Here is a 17,914-nt window from a genome sequence, read left to right as displayed (position 1 = left end):
CCGTACAGGGCCCGCTCCCGCTCCACCAGCAGCGGCATCGGATCGGAGGCGGTGACCAGTTCCCGCAGCGGATGGCGGTCCAGCACGGTCCGCACCCGTGGGGACAGCGCGGGCCTGAGGCGCTCGTGGACCGAGAGGGAGTCGTCGCCGAGCGCGCGGGCGGCGGCCGCCACCAGGTCGCGCTCCGGGCCCTTGGGCACACCGGCGGCGGCACGCTCGTACAGCTCGGCGCCCTCCTCCAGGACCAGCCCGGTGTCGATCCCGGCCGGCACCTTGACGAGGGCGGTGTGCCGCCACGTCGCCAGCGGATGGCTCCACGCCTCCACCCGGAAGGTCCAACGGCCCGTCACGTCCGGGGTGACCTCGGCGCCCCACACGTCGCTGCCGGGGGACACCTCGCGCATCGGGGTCCAGGGGCCGCGCCGGCCCCTGGGATCGCGCAGGACCACATTGGCACCGATGGCATCGTGCCCCTCCCGGAACACGGTGGCGGTCACCTGGAAGGTCTCCCCGGCCACCGCCTTCGCCGGGCGCCTGCCGCACTCCACGGCCGGCCGGACGTCACGTACCGGTACACGGCCGATGGCCGGGGTCCTGCGCATGTATTTCACCTCCGCCGTGCGCGAAGCCGGGCACCGGCACGGCTTCGCGATCCGAGAGCGGGGCCGGCCCGTGCCGGTCCCCGAAGGGAACGCCTTGTACGGTGCCAGCTCAGGGGCTCGGCGCCGTGGAACGCCGCTCCGAAGCCGGCGCCCTTCGCACCGAACGGCGCGACATCGGCCCTCCGTCCTGCTCGCGCAGGTAGGTGACCGGACTCGTGCGCAGATAGCGCTCCGCCGCGTCCGCCGCCTCGCGGGCGCAGCGCTTGCCCATCAGAACGCACAAGGTGTACCCCGAGTCCTCGAACGTGGCCCGGACCCTGCGGTCGTACGGCGAGGCGAGCGCCACGCGCTCCCACGTCCGGTAACGCCGCAACTGCCGGGCCACTTCGGCCTTGGCGGGTAGCAGCATGGCCCTCTCCACCCTCCACGCTCTCGACTGGGCGCGTTCCCGACGGTCGGGTGGCGTTCGCGCAGGGGTGGGCGCGGCACCGTTACGGCGATCGAGGCTTTCACTCATGGTGCACGTGCGACGACGCAACGTCTTGTTGGATCTTCAACCATGAGGGGCGAGGTGTGATCGTGTTGCACGAATGGCGTAGTGGCCCCACCGTTGGAGATGACTCAGAAGCGATCACCGCTCACGCTGTGTGTCCGGGATCCCTCCCGGACAGGGCGAGGGGAGCGAGAGCTTCGCCGGTGAGGAGCAAGCGACGATGAAGACCGCAGTGCCCTGCTACTACCACCTCGACGTGGAAGTCAGCCCGGAACGGGTGGGACAGGTCAGCCGCATCCTGGCCGCCCACCTCCGCCACTGGGACCTCGACAATCTCGTGGTCCCCGTCTGCCGCGGCGCCGAACTGCTGCTGCGGGCGATCGACCAGCACGCCAGTGACAAGCACACGTCCATCGAGATGTGGTGGAACGGGCAGCACCTCATCACCGCCTTCGGCGACGACGACCCCGAACTGCGCCCGGACCAGGACCTGCGGGCCGCTCTCGTGGACATCGCCGCCATGAGCGACGGCTGGGGCTGCTGCGCCGCCGAGACCGGCAGCAAGATCATCTGGTTCTCGCAGCGCGCCCGCGCCGGCGAGCGCGTGCCCCTGGTGCCACTGCCGCCGGAGCCGTTCCTGAGCACGGGCCTGCAAGAGCCGCGCCGGCATCGGGTGGCCGTCCTGGCCGCGCCCGCGCCCGCCGGTGACGACACCCTGGAGGGCAGCCGGTGAGCGCCCGCACCCCCCGGAAAGGGCTGCCCGTCTGGAGCGGGCAGCCCTACCCGTTGGGCGCCTCCTTCGACGGGCAGGGCACCAATTTCGCGCTGTTCAGCGAGGTCGCCGAGCGGGTCGACCTGATCCTCGTGGACGAGACGGGCCGCAAGAAGTCCATGCGGTCCGTCCGGATGCAGGAGGTCGACGGCTTCGTCTGGCACGCCTATCTGCCCGGCGTCGGGCCCGGCCGGCGCTACGGCTACCGGGTGCACGGCCCCTGGCAGCCCTCGCTCGGCCACCGCTGCAACCCGAAGAAGCTGCTGCTCGACCCGTACGCGCGCGCGGTGGACGGCCAGATCGACAACCACGCCTCCCTGTACGAGCGTTCACCGGACGGGCCGGCCCCCGCCGACAGCGCCGGGCACTCCATGCTGGGCGTGGTCACCGACCCGTACTTCGACTGGGGCGACGACCGACCGCCGCGCACCCCGTACGCGGACTCCGTGATCTACGAAGCCCATGTGCGCGGGCTGACCCGCACCCACCCGGACGTCCCCGAACGGCTGCGCGGCACCTACGCCGGCCTCGCCCATCCCGCCGTCATCGAGCACCTGACCTCGCTCGGGGTGACGGCGGTGGAGCTGATGCCGGTGCACCAGTTCGTCCAGGACGGCGTGCTCCAGGACCGGGGCCTGTCCAACTACTGGGGTTACAACACGATCGGCTTCTTCGCCCCGCACAACGCCTACGCCGCCTTCGGCAGCCGGGGCCGGCAGGTCAACGAGTTCAAGGCCATGGTGAAGGCGCTGCACGCGGCCGGCCTCGAGGTCATCCTCGACGTGGTCTACAACCACACCGCCGAGGGCAACGAGTTCGGCCCCACCCTGTCCTTCCGGGGCATCGACAACGCCTCGTACTACCGGCTGGTGGACGGCGACTGGGCGCACTACTACGACACCACGGGCACCGGCAACAGCCTGCTGATGCGGCACCCCTATGTGCTCCAGCTGATCATGGACTCGCTGCGGTACTGGGTCACCGAGATGCACGTCGACGGCTTCCGGTTCGACCTCGCGGCCACGCTGGCCCGGCAGTTCCACGAGGTGGACCGGCTCTCGGCGTTCTTCGACCTGATCCAGCAGGACCCGGTGATCAGCCGCGTCAAGCTGATCGCCGAGCCCTGGGACGTGGGGGAGGGCGGCTACCAGGTCGGCAACTTCCCGCCGCTGTGGTCGGAGTGGAACGGCCGGTACCGGGACGCCGTACGGGACTTCTGGCGCGCCGAGCCCGGCTCCCTGGGCGAGTTCGCCTCCCGGCTGACCGGCTCCTCCGACCTGTACCAGCACAGCAGGCGCCGGCCGCGGGCGAGCGTCAACTTCGTCACCGCGCACGACGGGTTCACGCTGCGGGACCTGGTGTCGTACAACGACAAGCACAACGAGGCGAACGGGGAGGACAACCGGGACGGGGAGAGCCACAACCGGTCCTGGAACTGCGGCGTCGAGGGGGACACCACGGACCCCGCCGTGCTCGCACTGCGGGCCCGTCAGCAGCGCAACCTCATTGCCACCCTGCTGCTTTCCCAGGGCATCCCGATGCTGTGCCACGGTGACGAACTCGGACGCAGCCAGCGCGGCAACAACAACGCGTACTGCCAGGACAACGAGATCTCCTGGGTGGACTGGGACCTGACCCCCGAGCAGCGCGGCCTCGCGGACTTCACCCGGAACCTCATCGCGCTGCGCGCCGCCCATCCCGTGCTGCGCCGGCGCCGCTTCTTCCGGGGCGAGACCGTGACGAACGCGAAACAGCCGCTGCCGGACCTCATGTGGCTGCGGCCCGACGCCCGCGAGATGACGGACCGCGACTGGCAGCGCGGGGACGCGCACTCCGTCGGCGTGTTCCTCAACGGCGACGCGATCGCCGAACGGGACCCCTACGGGCGGCGGTTGGTGGACGACTCCTTCCTGCTCCTGCTCAACGGGTACTGGGAACCGGTGGACTTCCGCCTTCCCGACGACACCTTCGGCGAACGCTGGACGACACTGGTCGACACGGGTGCCGACGACCTCGTGGACGAACGGGAACACAAGGCGGGGACGCGGCTGCGCGCGGAGGCCCGGAGCCTGGTCCTGCTGACGCGTCCGTCGAAGGCGGGGCGGTAGGCGGGGGAGCAGCCGGGGAGTGAGGGCAGGATCAGCGTGGGCGCCTGGACATCACCGTGAACTGGGCGCCGTCCGCGTCCCGCAGGATCGCCTCCGTCTCGTCCTCCTTCAGGACGCTGCCCCCGTGCTTCTCCGCCGCCCGCGCGCACCCCGGCACGTCCGCCACCGCGAAGTGGATCTGCCAGTGCGGCCGTACGGAGGGGTCCGGCGCCGCCTCCACCGCGCCCGAGTCGATCCGCGCCACGGCGTCCCCCTGGCTGCGCAGCACGACCTCGTCGCCGTCGTACTCGACCTCGCAGCACCCCGGCTTCCCCGACGCCCAGTCGAGGATCTCGCCGTAGAACATCGCGGAGTCGAAGGCGTTGCGGGTGTGCAGCCGGATGAACGTGGGCGCCGCCCGCCGCCACGCCTCCCAGTTGGCGACCAGCTCCCCCTGCCAGATCCCGAAGGTGGCCCCGTCACGGTCGGCGAGCAGCGCGGCCCGGCCCGGCGAGAAGGAGAGCGGTCCGACCGCCGCCGTGCCGCCACGCTCCCGCGCCCGCGCCACCGCGACGTCCGCGTCCGGCACCGCGAAGTACGGCGTCCACGCCACCGCCATCTGCCACATCGAGGCCACGGCGGCGATGCCGGCCACCGGCACCCCGTCCGCGAGCGCGACCCGGAAGTGCTCGCCGAGCTTCGCGCCGCGCCAGCGCCAGCCCAGGACGGCCGTGTAGAAGTCCTGGGTGGCCTGGAGGTCACGGCTGGTCAGGCTCACCCAGCACGGTGCGCCGAAGACGGTGTGCGAGGAGACGACCTCCCGCCCGCGCGGCCCGTGTCGGTCGCCGCTCGCTCCGTCGCTCACAGGGGTTTCTCGGTTCATGGCGCTCGTGTCCTGCTCTCGGAAGCCGGGGGTCACCGGTCTGGCTCCAGTGTCCAACCGGAAACGGGTGGGGCGCCTGTCGAGTACCCCCGGTGGCACGGGGACAGGCCGGTGCGCACGATGGAGGAATGGGAGAGAGCGCGCCGGACAAGATCGCCGCACTGCGGGCCGAGGTCGACCAGCTGAAGCAGGCCGTGGCCTCCCACGCCGTCGTGGACCAGGCGATCGGGATGATGGTGGCCCTCGGCCGCGTCACCCCCGAGCAGGGCTGGCAGGTGCTGCGGGACGTCTCCCAGCACACCAACATCAGGCTGCGCTACATCGCCGAGCTGGTCCTGATCTGGGGCCGCCGGGGCGAGATCCCGCCCGAGATCAGCGCGGAACTGGAAGAGGCGCTGGACCGGCACGGCCCCGCCCAGACACCCGGCGGTGACACGGAACCCGTACCGGGCCCGCCCGCCCCGGGCCGGCCGGGCTCCGCCTGACACGGAGCCCGCACCCGGAGAGGCTCACAGGGATCGGCCGAGCGCCCGGCCCTCACCGCGCCTCCGACAGCAGTTCCTCCCGCAGCCGGTCGAAGCACCCGCTGAGCAGCCGCGACACGTGCATCTGCGAGATACCGAGCTGCTGGGCGATCCGGCTCTGCGTCATCCCGCGGAAGAACCGCAGGTAGAGAATGGTCCGCTCGCGCTCGGGCAGCGCCGCGAGACACGGCTTGACGGCGGCCCGGTCCACCACGAGGTCGTAGCCGGGATCCGGCCCGCCCAGCGAGTCCCCGAGGGCGTAGCCGTCCGTGCCCGCCACCTCGGCGTCCAGCGACAGCGCGGAGAAGCACTCCAGCGCCTCCATCCCGGTGCGCACCTCGTCCTCGTCCAGCTCGGTGTACGCGGCGATCTCGGCCACGGTGGGCGGCCGTCCCGGCGTGGACTGGGACAGTTCCTTCACGGCGGTACGCACGCGGTTGCGCAGGTCCTGGACCCGGCGGGGCACGTGCAGGGTCCACATGTGGTCCCGGAAGTGCCGCTTTATCTCACCGGTGATGGTCGGCACCGCGTACGCCTCGAAGGCGCGGCCGCGCGCCGGGTCGTAATGGTCGACGGCCTTCACCAGGCCCAGCGCGGCCACCTGGTACAGATCCTCCAGGGACTCCCCGCGACCGCGGAACCGTACGGCGATCCGCTCGGCCATGGGCAGCCACAGCCGGACCAGTTCGTCCCGCAGCGCCCGGCGCTCGGGGCCGTCGGGCAGTTCCGCGAGCCGCTCGAAGGACTTGCCCGTGTCCGGCGCGTCGTCGTGCGGATGGGGGTGGGACCTGGGCTTGGTGCTGCCGTTGACAGGCATTGCGCGCACCTCTCTCGCCGGTGCCGGATGGACAGACACCGTGGGAGGCGCGCTTGGTCATGGAAGGACACTGGGGCGTCCGGCCGCCCGGCGGTCGGCTCCCACGGAAGTGCCTCCTGTCCGAAGCACAAGGTGGGTTTTCCCCCTGACGGACACCACGAAACAATTCACCCGATATCAGGCAAATCGCCAGTCATCTTGACCGCCTTTTGGGGTCGCTCGACGGGTGATTACCTCTGTAGCAGAGGTAATCTTCGGGCGTGGAAGACGAAGCGATACGAGGGCCCGGCGGCGAGGTTCCGCCCGTGGCGCCCGAGACCTTCCCGGCGGAACTGACCGACGCGCTCGTCGGCATCCAGCGGCTGATCCGGCGACGGCTGCGCGGCGGCCTGACCGGGCCCCGGCTGCGCGGTGCCGAGGTGGAGCTGCTGCGCCTGGTCGAGTCCCGGCCGGGGATCGGCGTCTCGGAGGCGGCCAGGGAACTGCACCTGGCGGGCAACTCCGTCTCGACGCTGGTCAACCAGCTCGTGCGGGAGGAGTACCTGGTCCGGGAGACGGACCCGGCCGACCGGCGGGCCGCGCGGCTGCGGCTGACCGGGGCCGCCGAGAAGCGCCTGGAGGACTGGCACCGCCGCCGCGCCGAGCTGGTCGGCCGGCACCTCGACGGCCTCGACGCGGCCGACCTCACGGCCCTGCGCGCGGCCCTCCCGGCCCTGCGCAGACTCGCGGGCCGGCTGCACGCGGAGACCGAGGAACCCGTGACCACGCCGGCCGGGGCACGGCCCGCTCCGGAGGGACCCTGGACGGAGGGCACGCCATCATGACGACCGACCCGGCGGACACGTCCGCCACCCCGGCACCGGCAGCCGCCGACCCGGCGGGGGTCCCCGCCCCCGCGGACGCCGTCAGCTGCACCGGGCTCACCTACGCCTTCGGCGAGACCAAGGCCGTCGACGGCCTCGACCTGGCCGTCCGCGAGGGCGAGGTCTTCGGGCTGCTCGGGCCGAACGGCGCGGGCAAGACCACCGCCATCCGCTGCCTCACCACCCTGCTGCCGGTCCCCGCCGGCATGGTCCGCGTCTTCGGGCACGACGCCGCCCGGGAACGCATGGAAGTGCGCCGCCTGCTCGGCTATGTCCCGCAGCAGCTGTCCGCCGACAGCGGGCTCACCGGGCGCGAGAACGTCGCCCTGTTCGCCCGCGTGTTCGACGTGCCGCGCCGGGAGCGTGCCGCGCGCGTCGACCAGGCGCTCGCCGCCGTGGATCTCTCCGAGGCCGCCGACCGGCTCGCCGGCACCTACTCCGGCGGCATGGTCCGCCGCCTCGAACTCGCCCAGGCCCTGGTCAGCGCCCCCCGGCTGCTGATCCTGGACGAGCCGACCATCGGCCTGGACCCGATCGCCCGCACCGGCGTGTGGGAGCACATCACCGCCGTACGCGAAGCGACCGGCATGACGGTCCTCGTCACCACCCACTACATGGACGAGGCCGACCAGTACTGCGACCGGGTCGGCCTGATGCACCGCGGCCGCGTCCGCGCCCTCGGCACCCCCGAGGAACTGCGCCGGGGCCTCGCCGAACGCGAGGGCACCGAGACCCTGCCCACGCTGGAGGACGTCTTCCGTGACGTCGCCGGCAGCGGCCTCGACGACAACACCGGAGGAGGTTTCCGTGAAGTCCGAAGCACCCGCCGCACCGCGCGCCGCGTCGGCTGACCGCACCCTCGGCAAGGACACCGCACTGCTGCTCAGCCCCCCGGTGCCCCGCGCCGGCTGGCGGCTGCTGCCCGCCCGGGTGGTCGCCATGTGCACCGTGGAACTGCAGAAGCTGCGCCACGACCGCACCGAGCTGTACACCCGCGCGGTCCAGCCGGCCCTGTGGCTGCTGATCTTCGGTCAGACCTTCACCCGCATCCGGGCGATCCCCACCGGCGGCATCCCCTACATCGACTACATGGCGCCCGGCATCATCGCCCAGTCCGCCATGTTCATCGCGATCTTCTACGGCATCCAGATCATCTGGGAGCGGGACGCGGGCATCCTGAACAAGCTGCTCGTCACCCCGACCCCGCGCTCGGCGCTGATCACCGGCAAGGCGTTCGCGGCCGGCGTGAAGTCCCTGGTGCAGGCGATCGTCGTGATCGTCATCGCCGCCGTGCTCGGCGTCGCCCTCACCTGGAACCCGCTGAAACTGCTCGGCGTCGCCCTCGCGGTGATCCTCGCCTCCGTGTTCTTCTCCTGCCTCTCGATGACCATCGCGGGCATCGTGCTCAGCCGCGACCGGCTGATGGGCTTCGGGCAGGCGATCACCATGCCGCTCTTCTTCGGCTCCAACGCCCTGTATCCCGTCTCCGTGATGCCGGGCTGGCTCCAGGCCGTCAGCAAGTTCAACCCGCTGAGCTACCAAGTCGACGCGCTGCGCGGGCTGCTGCTCGGCACCCCGGCGCATCTCGGCGCCGACTTCGGGGTGCTGGTGATCGCCGCCGCGCTCGGCATCACCGCGGCGTCCTCACTGCTCGGCCGGCTGGCCCGGTGATCTTGCCGGGAACGTGATGTGCGGCACGCGCCGTAGGCCGCCGGAAAAGGGCCCGGAGGGATTCTTCCTGGGCAGCGCTTGATCAACGATCAAAGCGGGCGAACCCTGCGGGCACGGCGTATTCCGCTCATTTGACAGTCCGCTGAGCCCACAGATAGACACTCGGGGGTCGAGAGGGGCACTGTGTACGAGCCGAACGTGGTCGGTGACTGGCAGGAGTACGAGGAGCATGCCGGTCTGCGGGTCCGCGTCCACCGCCTGGAGGCCGCCGAACCGCCTCGCGGACGCGACGACGCCGCGGCCGGGCTGACGTACTTCAGTATCCGGGTGACGATCGAGAACCGCGGCACGCGGCACTTCGGCGTCCATCTGGAGGACGGACAGGTCGACGTCAGGGTCGGTCCGGACGGCGAGGGCGCGTTCATCGACTGGCGCAACTCGCAGTTCATCGAGGGCTTCGACGTCTATCCGCTGCGCCGGGCCACCGCAGTCGTCTACGCCGCCGCCCCCGAGGCCGCGCTCAGCCATGTGGACGTCCAGGTGCAGCTACGGGTGGACGAGGAGTGGACCGACCGCCGGCTGTGGGCCGGCGGCACCGGCGTCCAGGAGGCGACCACGCAGGCCACCCCCGTGGGCCCCGGGCAGGGCGACCTGGCCCACCAGGTCAGCGCCTTCCTGAAGGAGCAGACGGAGCCCGGCACCGCCTGAGCGCCCTCCGGGCCCTGCTCCCGCGCCCCGCTCAGTGCGGGATGCCGTCGATGATCTCCCGCGCGCCCTGCCGCAGCAGCGCCACCGCGACCGAGGTGCCGAGCGTGGCCGGGTCGAGCCGGCCCGCCCACTCGTGGGCGTGCAGCCGGGTCTTGCCGTCGGGCGTGAACACGCAGGCCCGCAGGGAGAGTTCACCGCCGCCGTCCACGCGCGCGTACCCGGAGATCGGGCTGTTGCAGTGCCCTTGCAGCACATGCAGGAACATCCGTTCGGCCGTCGCCTCCCGGTAGGTGTCCGGGTCGCCGAGCCCGCTGATCACGTCGATCAGACCGGCGTCGTCCTCCCGGCACTGCAGGGCGAGGATGCCCGCGCCGATCGGCGGCATCATCGTCTCCGGGGACAGGATCTCGCTGATCACGTCGGTCCGCCCGATGCGCTCCAGCCCGGCCGCCGCGAGCAGCAGCGCGTCCGCCTCGCCGTCGGCGAGCTTCTGGAGCCTGCGGTTGGCGTTCCCGCGGAACGGCACGCACTCCAGATGCGGGTGGCTCGCGGCCAGTTGGGCGACCCGGCGCACCGAGGAGGTGCCGACGCGGGTGCCGTCCGGCAGCTCGTCCAGGGTGAGCCCGCCCGGGTGCACCAGCGCGTCCCGGATGTCGTCCCGCTTCAGGAACGCGGCGAACACCGTCCCGGCGGGCAGCGGCCGGTCGGCGGGCACGTCCTTCACACAGTGCACCGCGAGATCCGCGGCCCCGGCCAGCAGCGCCGCGTCCACCTCCTTGGTGAACGCCCCCTTGCCCTCCACGTGGGCCAGATCGCCGAGCCACTTGTCGCCGGTGGTCTTCACCGGGACGACCTCGGTGCGCAGCCGCGGGTGCAGGGCGGCCAACTCGGCACGGACCCGCGCGACTTGGGCCAGGGCCATGGGCGAGTCACGGGAGACGATTCGGATCAGTTCGGGAACCGGCATGCGCACACGATAGACCTTCGGACCTCATCCCGGCTCCGCGGGGAGGTCCGCCGCCGAGTCCTTTGGGGCGAGATCCGGACGCAGCCGCAGCCAGGACGGCTGACGCAGCATCCCGGACCGGGTACGGGTGCTGTAGCTGACCTCGCCGACGAGCCGGGGCAGCACCCAGCGGGCGCCCGGCAGGCGGGGCGCCGGCTCGAAGGGGCAGTGCCCGCTCGCCGCGTCCGCGAGCAGTTCCGCGAGCCGGGTCCGCTCCGCCTCGCTCCAGCCGGTGCCCACCCCGCCGACGTAGCGCAGCCGGCCGGCCGTGTCCCGCTGGCCCACCAGCACCGCGCCGGGCAGCCCGGTCAGCCGCCCCTTGCCGGGCAGCCAGCCGCCCACGATCACGTCCTCGGCGCGCAGGTTGCGGATCTTGATCCAGGCGCGCGAGCGCACCCCGGGCTCGTACACCGAGTCGAGCCGCTTGCACACCAGGCCCTCCAGTCCGTGCTCCCGGGTGGCCGCGAGCGCCTGGGCGCCGTGCCCGGTCACCGCGCCGGGCGTCGACCAGTACGGCCCGGACAGCTCCAGCTCCAGCAGCCGGGCCCGGCGTCGCGCGTACGGCTGCCGCAGCAGCGGCTCGGCCAGGTACGGCACGTCGAACACCACCAGGTGCACCGGCACCCGCGCGGCCCGGCGCACGGCCCGCGCGGGCGCGTGGGCGAGGCCCATCCGGCTCTGCAGGAGCTGGAAGTCGGCCCGGCCGTCCGGGTCCAGGGCCAGCACCTCGCCGTCGAGGACCGCGGGGGTGCCGCCGAGCGCGCCGCCGAGCGGCGCCAGTTCGGGATACGCCCCGGTGATCACCTCACCCGAACGGGCGCGCAGCACCAGGGTGCCGTCCCCGGGCAGGTAGACCATCACCCGCTGCCCGTCCTGCTTGGTCTCGTACGCCCAGCGCGCGTCCTGCGCGGCGGGCGGCAGCGAGCCGGGGGTGGCGAGCATCGGCGCGATGAACGGCAGGGTCACGGCGGTCACGGCAGAAGGTGTCGACCGTTCCCGGCCCCCGCACGCGCCTTCGGCCACCGGTTCCCCTGAACGGGGTGCCCGCCGGCTCCCGCCGGTCCTCCGGCACCGCTCCCGCTCCCGGTCAGTCCCCGGTGGCCGGCGGCCCGTCCGCGTCCAGGCCGGTGCACGCCACCTTCCCGCCCACCTCGGCACACGCCTCCACGCCCCGGGGCGAACCCACCGACAGCATCGGGCTGTTGACGCCGGTGACGTCACCGGCCGGATAGCGCGCGGAGAGGATGTCGTCGCCGGCCCGCACCGAGACCTCCCGGGCCCGCGGGCCGCGCACCCGCACCTCCGACCAGACGGTGCCGCAGGACGGCGAGTAGCGCAGCCGTACGGCATAGGCGCGGTCGGTGATCGAACTCCTGGTCTGCGCGTCCCGGGCGCACACGGAGCTGTCGGGCAGTTCTCCCTGGCAGGAGGCGCCGTGACAGTGCGGCACCCCGGTCAGGGACCGGGCCGTGGGCGTGACTGACGGGCGCCCGGACAGGGCCACGGCGGCGGCCACCGCCGTCGCCGCGCCGAACAGCGCGAGCGCCGACACCGAGATCCACAGCGGAAGCCGGGACGCGCGCCGGCCGCCGGGACCTTCCGCGGGCGGGCCCGGGGGAGCGGGGTCGTCGGCCGCCTCCCACAGCGCCAGTACGGCCGCGGCGTCGGCGTCGGCCAGCCGGCACAGGGCCTCCACGGCGGGCTTCGGCGGCCGCTTGCCGCCCGAAAGGTAGCGGTGCCAGGCGGACTTGCTGTAGGGGGTGCGCGCGGCCAGCGCCGCCAGGCTCAGCCCCGTACGGTCCTTCAGTTCGCGCAGTCTCACCACCAGCGACTCGTCCGGCGCGGTCGATCCTTGGGGGTGCCGCATCGTGCGTTCCTCGACTCCCATTCCCCTATGGGCGTTTCGCCCCTGTTGCCGGAATGGCTTCCCTGTCGGACGCTCGCTGCAACACCGGACGAGGTATGGGCCGGGTCAAGCACCCTCGTGCCGAAGGCCTGTTCGGGACGCGGCTCCCGGACAGGCCCTCGGCGGTCAGCGGATGGTGCGGTGGGTGCCGGTCAGCACCAGGGGACGTACCGGCCGGTGGTCACGTAGTGGGCGGAGACGTAGCCCCGGCGGTGCGGGAGCCGGTACCAGACGTGGTTGCCGTGCACCCGGGAGCCGTAGGTCTTGCAGCTGACCGAGACGAGCCCACGGGTGTGCCGGTGGCCGACCACCCGGTAGCCGGTGCCCGGACCGGAGCGGACGTTGAGCCGGACGCGATGGGTGGCGACCCGGCCGGTGAAGTAGGGATGCGTGCGGACGTGGTGCCGCGGGGCGGTGGCGGCGGCCGCCGCCGGGTGCGCGGCGACACCGCTCGCCGCGGCGGCACCGGCCGTCACGGGGAGCAGTACGAGCACCGCGGCCGCGGCCGGCAGAACGCTCTTGAGGGCCCGTCGGAACATGGAAACCTCCGGCTGTCGATCTCGTGACCACGAACCGTGATCACGCCGCCCAGCCTTGCCGTCACCGGCCCTCACCATGCCGTTTCCGTGTCCCCTGGCACGGCCCGGGACGTCCCGGAGACCGGGCGCCCGGCGTCTCGGCGCCCTGGCCTGCCGGGGGTGCGCCGGACCGCGCGGGCGTGCCGGAGCGGCTCGGATCGTGCCGCCGGACCCGCCGGGACGAAAAGGTTGAGTCGCGCAATGTCCGCGTAGACTCGGAGACATGCCCGCGCCCTCGCCGTCCGGCCCGCCCGCGGCCTCCCCGGAGGTCGCCGAGATCGAGCGCGCCCTCACCCGCATCACCTACCTCGGCACGCGCACCCGGCACCACGACCGGCTGCGCGCCCTGGCCGACGTGCCGCTGGACCGGGCCGCCGTGGCGCTGCTGCGGCAGATCGCCGACTGCGAGCCGCTGCGGCCGGGCGAGGTGGCCCACCGCCTCGGTGTGGAGGCCTCGCACGTGACCCGGACCGTGCAGCAGCTCCAGCGGGCCGGATACGTCACCCGGGTGCCCGACCCCGACGACGGGCGCGCCCAGCGGATCCGGCTCACCGACGCCGGCCGGCTGGCCGTCGGCCGGCTCCGGGAGGCCGGCGCCGGGGAGATGCAGCTCGCGCTGGACGGCTGGCGGCCCGAGGAACTGCGGCAGCTGGCCGCGCTGTTCCACCGGATGGTCGACGACTTCCTCGCGTACTCGGCCGCGGCCGAGGCGGGGCGGGAGGGGCAGGGCCCGGCCGAGGGCTGAGCGTCGGGGAGAAGCCGTGTGAAGGGCTCGTGCGAACGGGCCGCCCCGCGGTCTACCGCCCGGTAATATCCGGCGGCAGGCCCACCCGAGGAGGAACCTTGCCCCGCCGCGAACGCCCGCTCCCGCCGCCCGCCGCTCCGGTCCGCACCCTCGCAGTCGCGCAGGCCCGGCCATGAGCGGGCGCATCGGCGTCGGGGACAAGGCCGAGGACTTCGCCCTCCCCGACGAGACCGGAACCGTCCGCCGCCTCGGCGAACTGCTCGCCGACGGCCCCGTGGTCCTCTTCTTCTATCCCGCGGCCCTCACTCCGGGCTGCACCGCCGAGGCCTGTCACTTCCGTGATCTCGCCGCCGAGTTCGCCGCGCTCGGTGCCCGGCCCGTCGGCATCAGCGGCGACGAGGTCGACAAGCAGCGGGAGTTCGCCGGGCGGCACACGCTCGGCATGCCGCTGCTGTCCGACGCCGACGGCACGGTCCGCGAGCGGTTCGGGGTCAGGCGCGGCTTCTCCCTCGCGCCCACCAGACGCGTCACCTTCGTCATCGCCGAGGACCGCACCGTACTGGAGATCGTCCGCAGCGAGCTGCGCATGAACACCCACGCCGACAAGGCCCTCGCCGCCCTGCGCGCCCACCGGGCCTGAGCCGGGTCGCGGCCCCCGCGCTTGAGGAGCCGCGACAATCGGATCATTCTGGGCCTTATGGACCGTGTCGCCGCCATGGCGGTCATCGACATCCGGGGCAGGGTGACCGGGTGGAGCGAGGGCGCGCGGGTGCTCACCGGGCACCCGGCCGAGGAGGTGGTGGGCCGCCCGGCGGCCGACCTGCTCGCCGGGGAACTCCCCGGGGAAGCCCTCACCGCGCGGGCGGGGACGCGGTACGCCACCCTCGCCCTGCGCCACCGCGACGGCCACTGCGTCGAGGCGGCCGTCACCGTCTGCCCCGTCGACGGCGGCGACGGACGGCCCGCGGGCTATGCCGTCACGGCCGAACCACCCGGTGCCGCGCTCGCCGCGCAGGCTTTCGAACAGGCGTCCATGTCGATGTCCGTCTTCGACCTCCGGCAGCGCTACCTGCGCCTCAACGCCGCCGCGTGCCGGATCCTCGGCGTCCCCGAGACCGTGCTGACCGGCCGGTTCTTCCCCGACACCGTGGCCGACACCGAGGAGAACCGGGGCCTTCTGCGCCATCTCCGCGAAGTCGCCCGGACCGGCCGGCCCGTGCGCTACGAGCGCTTCGCCGCCGCGCCCGCGCTGAACCGGGAGCACTTCTGGAGCCTGGAGATGTGGCCGCTGCACGACGCCACCGGCACTCAGACCGCGGTCGCCATGGCCGCCTACGACAGCAGCGAGCAGTACTGGGCCCGACGCCGCCTCACCCTGCTCAACGAGGCGGCCACCCACATCGGCACCACCCTGGACGTGGTGCGCACCGCCGAGGAACTGATCGAGATCCTCGTGCCGCGCTACGCCGACTTCGCGACCGTCGACCTGCTCGACTGGGTGCTCGGCACGGACGAGCCCCTGATGCTCACCACCGACGACGCCGAGCTGCACCGCGTCGCCTACGGCTCCACCCGGCCGGTCGCCCTCGGGGTGGCCGTGCGGGTCGGCGAGACCCAGGTCTATCCGCTCCTCTCCCCGCCGGCCCGCGCGCTGCGCGAGGGCCGCGCGGTGCTCAGCCAGGCCGGCGAGCCCGGCTTCCGGGCCTGGCTCGCGGACCGCAACGAGCGCGCACCCGAGGGCCGACCCCACCGGGAGGGCGTCCACTCCATGATCGCCGTACCGCTGCGCGCCCGCGGCACCACCCTGGGTGTCGCGGTCTGCGTCCGCCTGGCCCACCCGGAGGACTACGGCCCCGACGACGCCGTCTTCGCCGAGGAACTGACCAGCCGCGCCGCCGTCTGCATCGACAACGCCCGCCGCTTCGCCCGCGAACGCACCACCGCGCTCGCCCTCCAGCACAGCCTGCTGCCGAGCGGACTGCCCGGACAGGCCGCGCTGGAGGTGGCCCACCGCTATCTGCCGTGCGGCTCGCAGGCCGGCATCGGCGGCGACTGGCTCGACGTCATCCCGCTCTCCGGCGGCCGGGTCGCACTGGTCGTCGGCGACGTGGTCGGCCACGGCATCAGTTCCTCGGCCACCATGGGCCGGCTGCGCACCGCCGTGCGCACCCTCGCCGACGTCGACCTGCCGCCCGACGAACTCCTCACCCACGTCGACGACCTGGTGACCCACCTGGCCGCCGAGAACGGCCGCGAGGAGGTCGAGGAGTTCGGCGCCACCTGCGTGTACGCCGTCTACGACCCCGTCTCGCGCCGGCTCACGCTCGCCGCCGCCGGCCACCCGGCCCCGGTCGTCGTCCTGCCCGGCGCCGGCGCCGAGTTCGTGCCCCTGGCCGCCGGGCCGCCGCTCGGCATCGGCGGACTGCCCTTCGAGGCGACGGAGCTGGAGCTGCCCGAGGGTTCCGTCGTGGCCCTCTTCACCGACGGCCTGGTCGGGCACCGCGACCGGGACCCGGCCGACGCCGACGAGGCGCTGCGCCGCGCCATCGGGGCACCGGCCGACTCCCTCGACGCACTCGCCGACGGTGTCCTCAAGGCCGTACTGCCCGACCAGCCCGGCGACGACGTCGCCCTGCTGCTGGTGCGCACCCGCGCGCTCGGCGCCGACCGCGTCGCCACCTGGGACGTCCCGGCCCACCCCGCCCAGGTCGCCGTCGTCCGGCAGGCCGCCGGCGAGCAACTGGCCGCCTGGGGGCTGGAGGAGAGCGCGTTCGTCACCGAACTCGTCGTCAGCGAACTCGTCACCAACGCCATCCGCTACGGCGAACCGCCCATCCAGGTACGGCTGATCCGCGACCGCGCCCTCATCTGCGAGGTGTCCGACACCAGTTCCACCTCCCCGCACCTGCGCCGGGCGCACGCCTACGACGAGGGCGGCCGGGGACTGCTGCTGGTCGCGCAGCTCACCCAGCGCTGGGGGAGCAGGCAGACGGCCGCGGGCAAGACCATCTGGGCCGAACAGCCGCTCCCCGACGCCTGACCGGCCGATTACTGGAAGGAGCAGCCGGGATTCGGCGCGTCCTCGGAGAACGGGGAGCCGTGCGGCAGCACGTACAGCACGTCGAGCACGACCGGGGTGTCACCCAGGTTGCGGCCTATGTGCACGTGCTCCGCCCCGGCCGGCTCCTGCACCGGCGCGCCCGTCCGGTACACCCCGTCCGGGGCGCAGGAGGAGTCGAAGTGGCTCAGCGTGCCCTGGCGCACCACGCCGTAGAGCGGGCCGTCGTGGAAGTGCCAGCCGGTGCTCTGGCCGGGCGGGATCGTTATCTCCCGCAGGGTGTAGTCGGTGCCCCCGACGGTCCGCTCACTGATCGTGCGGGCCGTCACGCCGGGGCCCGCGGGGGTCGCCCCGGCGCTCCCGCAGGTCAGTACGGTGGCGGCGGTCACGGCGCAGATCAGGGCGGCGCCGCGCAGTGCTGTGCGCATTCGGATGCCTCCAAGGCAGCGAAGGATGTCGGCGCGAACATAGGCTCCCCCGGCGCCCGGCGGGGCCGGAATCGGGGAATCCGGACCGTCAGCCCTCGCCGCCGTCCGCCGCGACCTGCGCGAGGGTGCGCCCGGTGCGCACCGAACGGGCGCGCCGCGGATCGGGGGTGCCGTGCCCGGCCTTCCCCGCCGGGCCCCTGCGCACCAGCAGCCAGGCGTCCTCCCCGTCCCTGCCCCGGAAGCGGGTCAGCGCGTACTCGCCGTGCAGCTTGGCGCCGTGCAGCCGGAACGTGGCGTGCCCGTGCGCCAGCGACTCGGCGAAGTCGACCGGCCGCCCCCGCCGGTCGTGGCTCAGCGGCTCGTACGTCCCCCGGTCCCACACGATCACCGTGCCGCCGCCGTACTCGCCCTTCGGGATCACGCCCTCGAAGTCCTCGTACGCCAGCGGGTGGTCCTCCGTCGGCACCGCGAGCCGCTTGTCGCCGGGCTCGGCGGACGGGCCCCTCGGCACGGACCAGGACTTCAGGACGTCGTCCACCTGGAGCCGGAAGTCGAAGTGCATCCGCCGCGCGTCGTGGATCTGCACCACGAACCGCGGCCGCTCGCCCTCCTCGGCCGGCTGTCCGCCCGAGGATTCCCGGGTGCCGCCCGCGGGCTCCCGGGTCCGCCCGAAGTCGCGCTTGCCGCGGTACGTCCGCAGCCGGTCCTCCGCTGCCACGTGCGGCTCCTTCCGTGCGTCCGCCTCACGGACCCCGGGTACCCCTCGCGCGGCG

At 73.3% G+C, this 17,914-nt stretch carries 20 protein-coding genes; 10 read left to right on the top strand and 10 right to left on the bottom strand.

The window, feature by feature from the left end; all coding sequences use genetic code 11:
* Together AB0927_RS33810 and AB0927_RS33805 are read right to left on the bottom strand one after the other, a co-directional pair.
* Positions 1-602: maltotransferase domain-containing protein (locus AB0927_RS33810; protein WP_366671624.1), on the bottom strand; the 602-nt coding region annotated here is incomplete at its 3' end.
* A 109-nt stretch (positions 603-711) separates the two neighbouring features.
* Positions 712-1,011, bottom strand: coding sequence for a DUF5133 domain-containing protein (locus AB0927_RS33805; RefSeq protein ID WP_366671623.1), 300 nt, complete (start codon positions 1,009-1,011; stop codon positions 712-714).
* Positions 1,012-1,315: 304 nt separating this feature from the next.
* Here AB0927_RS33805 and AB0927_RS33800 point away from each other — a divergent pair, with 304 nt between their 5' ends.
* Positions 1,316-1,828, top strand: coding sequence for a pep a2 (locus tag AB0927_RS33800; RefSeq protein WP_366671622.1), 513 nt, complete (start codon positions 1,316-1,318; stop codon positions 1,826-1,828).
* On the top strand, positions 1,825-3,975 hold the full coding sequence (gene glgX, locus AB0927_RS33795; protein WP_366671621.1) for a glycogen debranching protein GlgX: 2,151 nt from the start codon (positions 1,825-1,827) through the stop codon (positions 3,973-3,975). The genes AB0927_RS33800 and glgX overlap by 4 nt, the downstream gene beginning before the upstream one ends.
* Before the next feature lie 31 nt (positions 3,976-4,006).
* Here glgX and AB0927_RS33790 read toward each other — a convergent pair whose 3' ends face one another.
* The gene (locus AB0927_RS33790; RefSeq protein ID WP_366671620.1) at positions 4,007-4,837 is read right to left on the bottom strand and encodes a VOC family protein; all 831 of its coding nucleotides are present in this window, start codon (positions 4,835-4,837) and stop codon (positions 4,007-4,009) included.
* A gap of 128 nt (positions 4,838-4,965) precedes the next feature.
* On the opposite strand from AB0927_RS33790, the gene AB0927_RS33785 reads away from it, so the two are divergent.
* Positions 4,966-5,322 (top strand): ANTAR domain-containing protein, encoded by a 357-nt coding sequence (locus AB0927_RS33785; protein WP_366671619.1) that lies wholly within the window; start codon positions 4,966-4,968, stop codon positions 5,320-5,322.
* Between the two features lie 52 nt (positions 5,323-5,374).
* On the opposite strand, the gene AB0927_RS33780 is transcribed toward AB0927_RS33785, so the two are convergent.
* Positions 5,375-6,178 (bottom strand): RNA polymerase sigma factor SigF, encoded by an 804-nt coding sequence (locus AB0927_RS33780; RefSeq protein ID WP_366671618.1) that lies wholly within the window; start codon positions 6,176-6,178, stop codon positions 5,375-5,377.
* A 305-nt stretch (positions 6,179-6,483) separates the two neighbouring features.
* Here AB0927_RS33780 and AB0927_RS33775 point away from each other — a divergent pair, with 305 nt between their 5' ends.
* From AB0927_RS33775 to AB0927_RS33760, 4 genes are all read left to right on the top strand, one after another.
* Positions 6,484-7,002, top strand: coding sequence for a MarR family transcriptional regulator (locus AB0927_RS33775; protein WP_366671631.1), 519 nt, complete (start codon positions 6,484-6,486; stop codon positions 7,000-7,002).
* Positions 6,999-7,892: an ATP-binding cassette domain-containing protein gene (locus AB0927_RS33770; protein WP_366671617.1), complete on the top strand. Its 894-nt coding sequence runs from the start codon at positions 6,999-7,001 to the stop codon at positions 7,890-7,892. Before AB0927_RS33775 ends, AB0927_RS33770 begins: the two co-directional genes overlap by 4 nt.
* A 25-nt stretch (positions 7,893-7,917) precedes the next feature.
* Entirely contained in the window at positions 7,918-8,712 is a 795-nt protein-coding gene (locus AB0927_RS33765) for an ABC transporter permease (RefSeq protein ID WP_366671630.1), read from the top strand.
* A gap of 183 nt (positions 8,713-8,895) precedes the next feature.
* Positions 8,896-9,420, top strand: coding sequence for a hypothetical protein (locus AB0927_RS33760; RefSeq protein WP_366671616.1), 525 nt, complete (start codon positions 8,896-8,898; stop codon positions 9,418-9,420).
* A 31-nt stretch (positions 9,421-9,451) separates the two neighbouring features.
* Here the strand turns inward: AB0927_RS33760 and hemC are convergent, their stop codons facing one another.
* The 4 genes from hemC to AB0927_RS33740 form a co-directional block, all read right to left on the bottom strand.
* Positions 9,452-10,393 (bottom strand): hydroxymethylbilane synthase, encoded by a 942-nt coding sequence (hemC, locus tag AB0927_RS33755; RefSeq protein WP_366671615.1) that lies wholly within the window; start codon positions 10,391-10,393, stop codon positions 9,452-9,454.
* 18 nt (positions 10,394-10,411) lie between these two features.
* On the bottom strand, positions 10,412-11,392 hold the full coding sequence (locus AB0927_RS33750; protein ID WP_366671629.1) for an ATP-dependent DNA ligase: 981 nt from the start codon (positions 11,390-11,392) through the stop codon (positions 10,412-10,414).
* 121 nt (positions 11,393-11,513) lie between these two features.
* Positions 11,514-12,293: a DUF2690 domain-containing protein gene (locus AB0927_RS33745; RefSeq protein ID WP_366671614.1), complete on the bottom strand. Its 780-nt coding sequence runs from the start codon at positions 12,291-12,293 to the stop codon at positions 11,514-11,516.
* 191 nt (positions 12,294-12,484) lie between these two features.
* Positions 12,485-12,871 (bottom strand): SH3 domain-containing protein, encoded by a 387-nt coding sequence (locus AB0927_RS33740; RefSeq protein WP_366671613.1) that lies wholly within the window; start codon positions 12,869-12,871, stop codon positions 12,485-12,487.
* A gap of 262 nt (positions 12,872-13,133) precedes the next feature.
* On the opposite strand from AB0927_RS33740, the gene AB0927_RS33735 reads away from it, so the two are divergent.
* The 3 genes from AB0927_RS33735 (at position 13,134) to AB0927_RS33725 (ending at position 16,695) form a co-directional block, all read left to right on the top strand.
* Positions 13,134-13,655, top strand: coding sequence for a MarR family transcriptional regulator (locus tag AB0927_RS33735; RefSeq protein WP_366671612.1), 522 nt, complete (start codon positions 13,134-13,136; stop codon positions 13,653-13,655).
* Between the two features lie 172 nt (positions 13,656-13,827).
* Positions 13,828-14,295, top strand: coding sequence for a peroxiredoxin (locus tag AB0927_RS33730; protein WP_366671611.1), 468 nt, complete (start codon positions 13,828-13,830; stop codon positions 14,293-14,295).
* A gap of 57 nt (positions 14,296-14,352) precedes the next feature.
* Entirely contained in the window at positions 14,353-16,695 is a 2,343-nt protein-coding gene (locus AB0927_RS33725) for a SpoIIE family protein phosphatase (protein ID WP_366671610.1), read from the top strand.
* A gap of 8 nt (positions 16,696-16,703) precedes the next feature.
* On the opposite strand, the gene AB0927_RS33720 is transcribed toward AB0927_RS33725, so the two are convergent.
* Together AB0927_RS33720 and AB0927_RS33715 are read right to left on the bottom strand one after the other, a co-directional pair.
* Positions 16,704-17,141 (bottom strand): cupin domain-containing protein, encoded by a 438-nt coding sequence (locus AB0927_RS33720; protein WP_366671609.1) that lies wholly within the window; start codon positions 17,139-17,141, stop codon positions 16,704-16,706.
* A gap of 88 nt (positions 17,142-17,229) precedes the next feature.
* Entirely contained in the window at positions 17,230-17,859 is a 630-nt protein-coding gene (locus AB0927_RS33715; protein WP_366671608.1) for a DNA polymerase ligase N-terminal domain-containing protein, read from the bottom strand.
* Between the last annotated feature and the right edge of the window lie 55 nt (positions 17,860-17,914).

The sequence above is a fragment of the Streptomyces sp. NPDC048106 genome, assembly GCF_040706415.1.
Lineage (GTDB): Bacteria > Actinomycetota > Actinomycetes > Streptomycetales > Streptomycetaceae > Streptomyces.
This window is presented reverse-complemented; position numbering and strand designations above follow the sequence as displayed.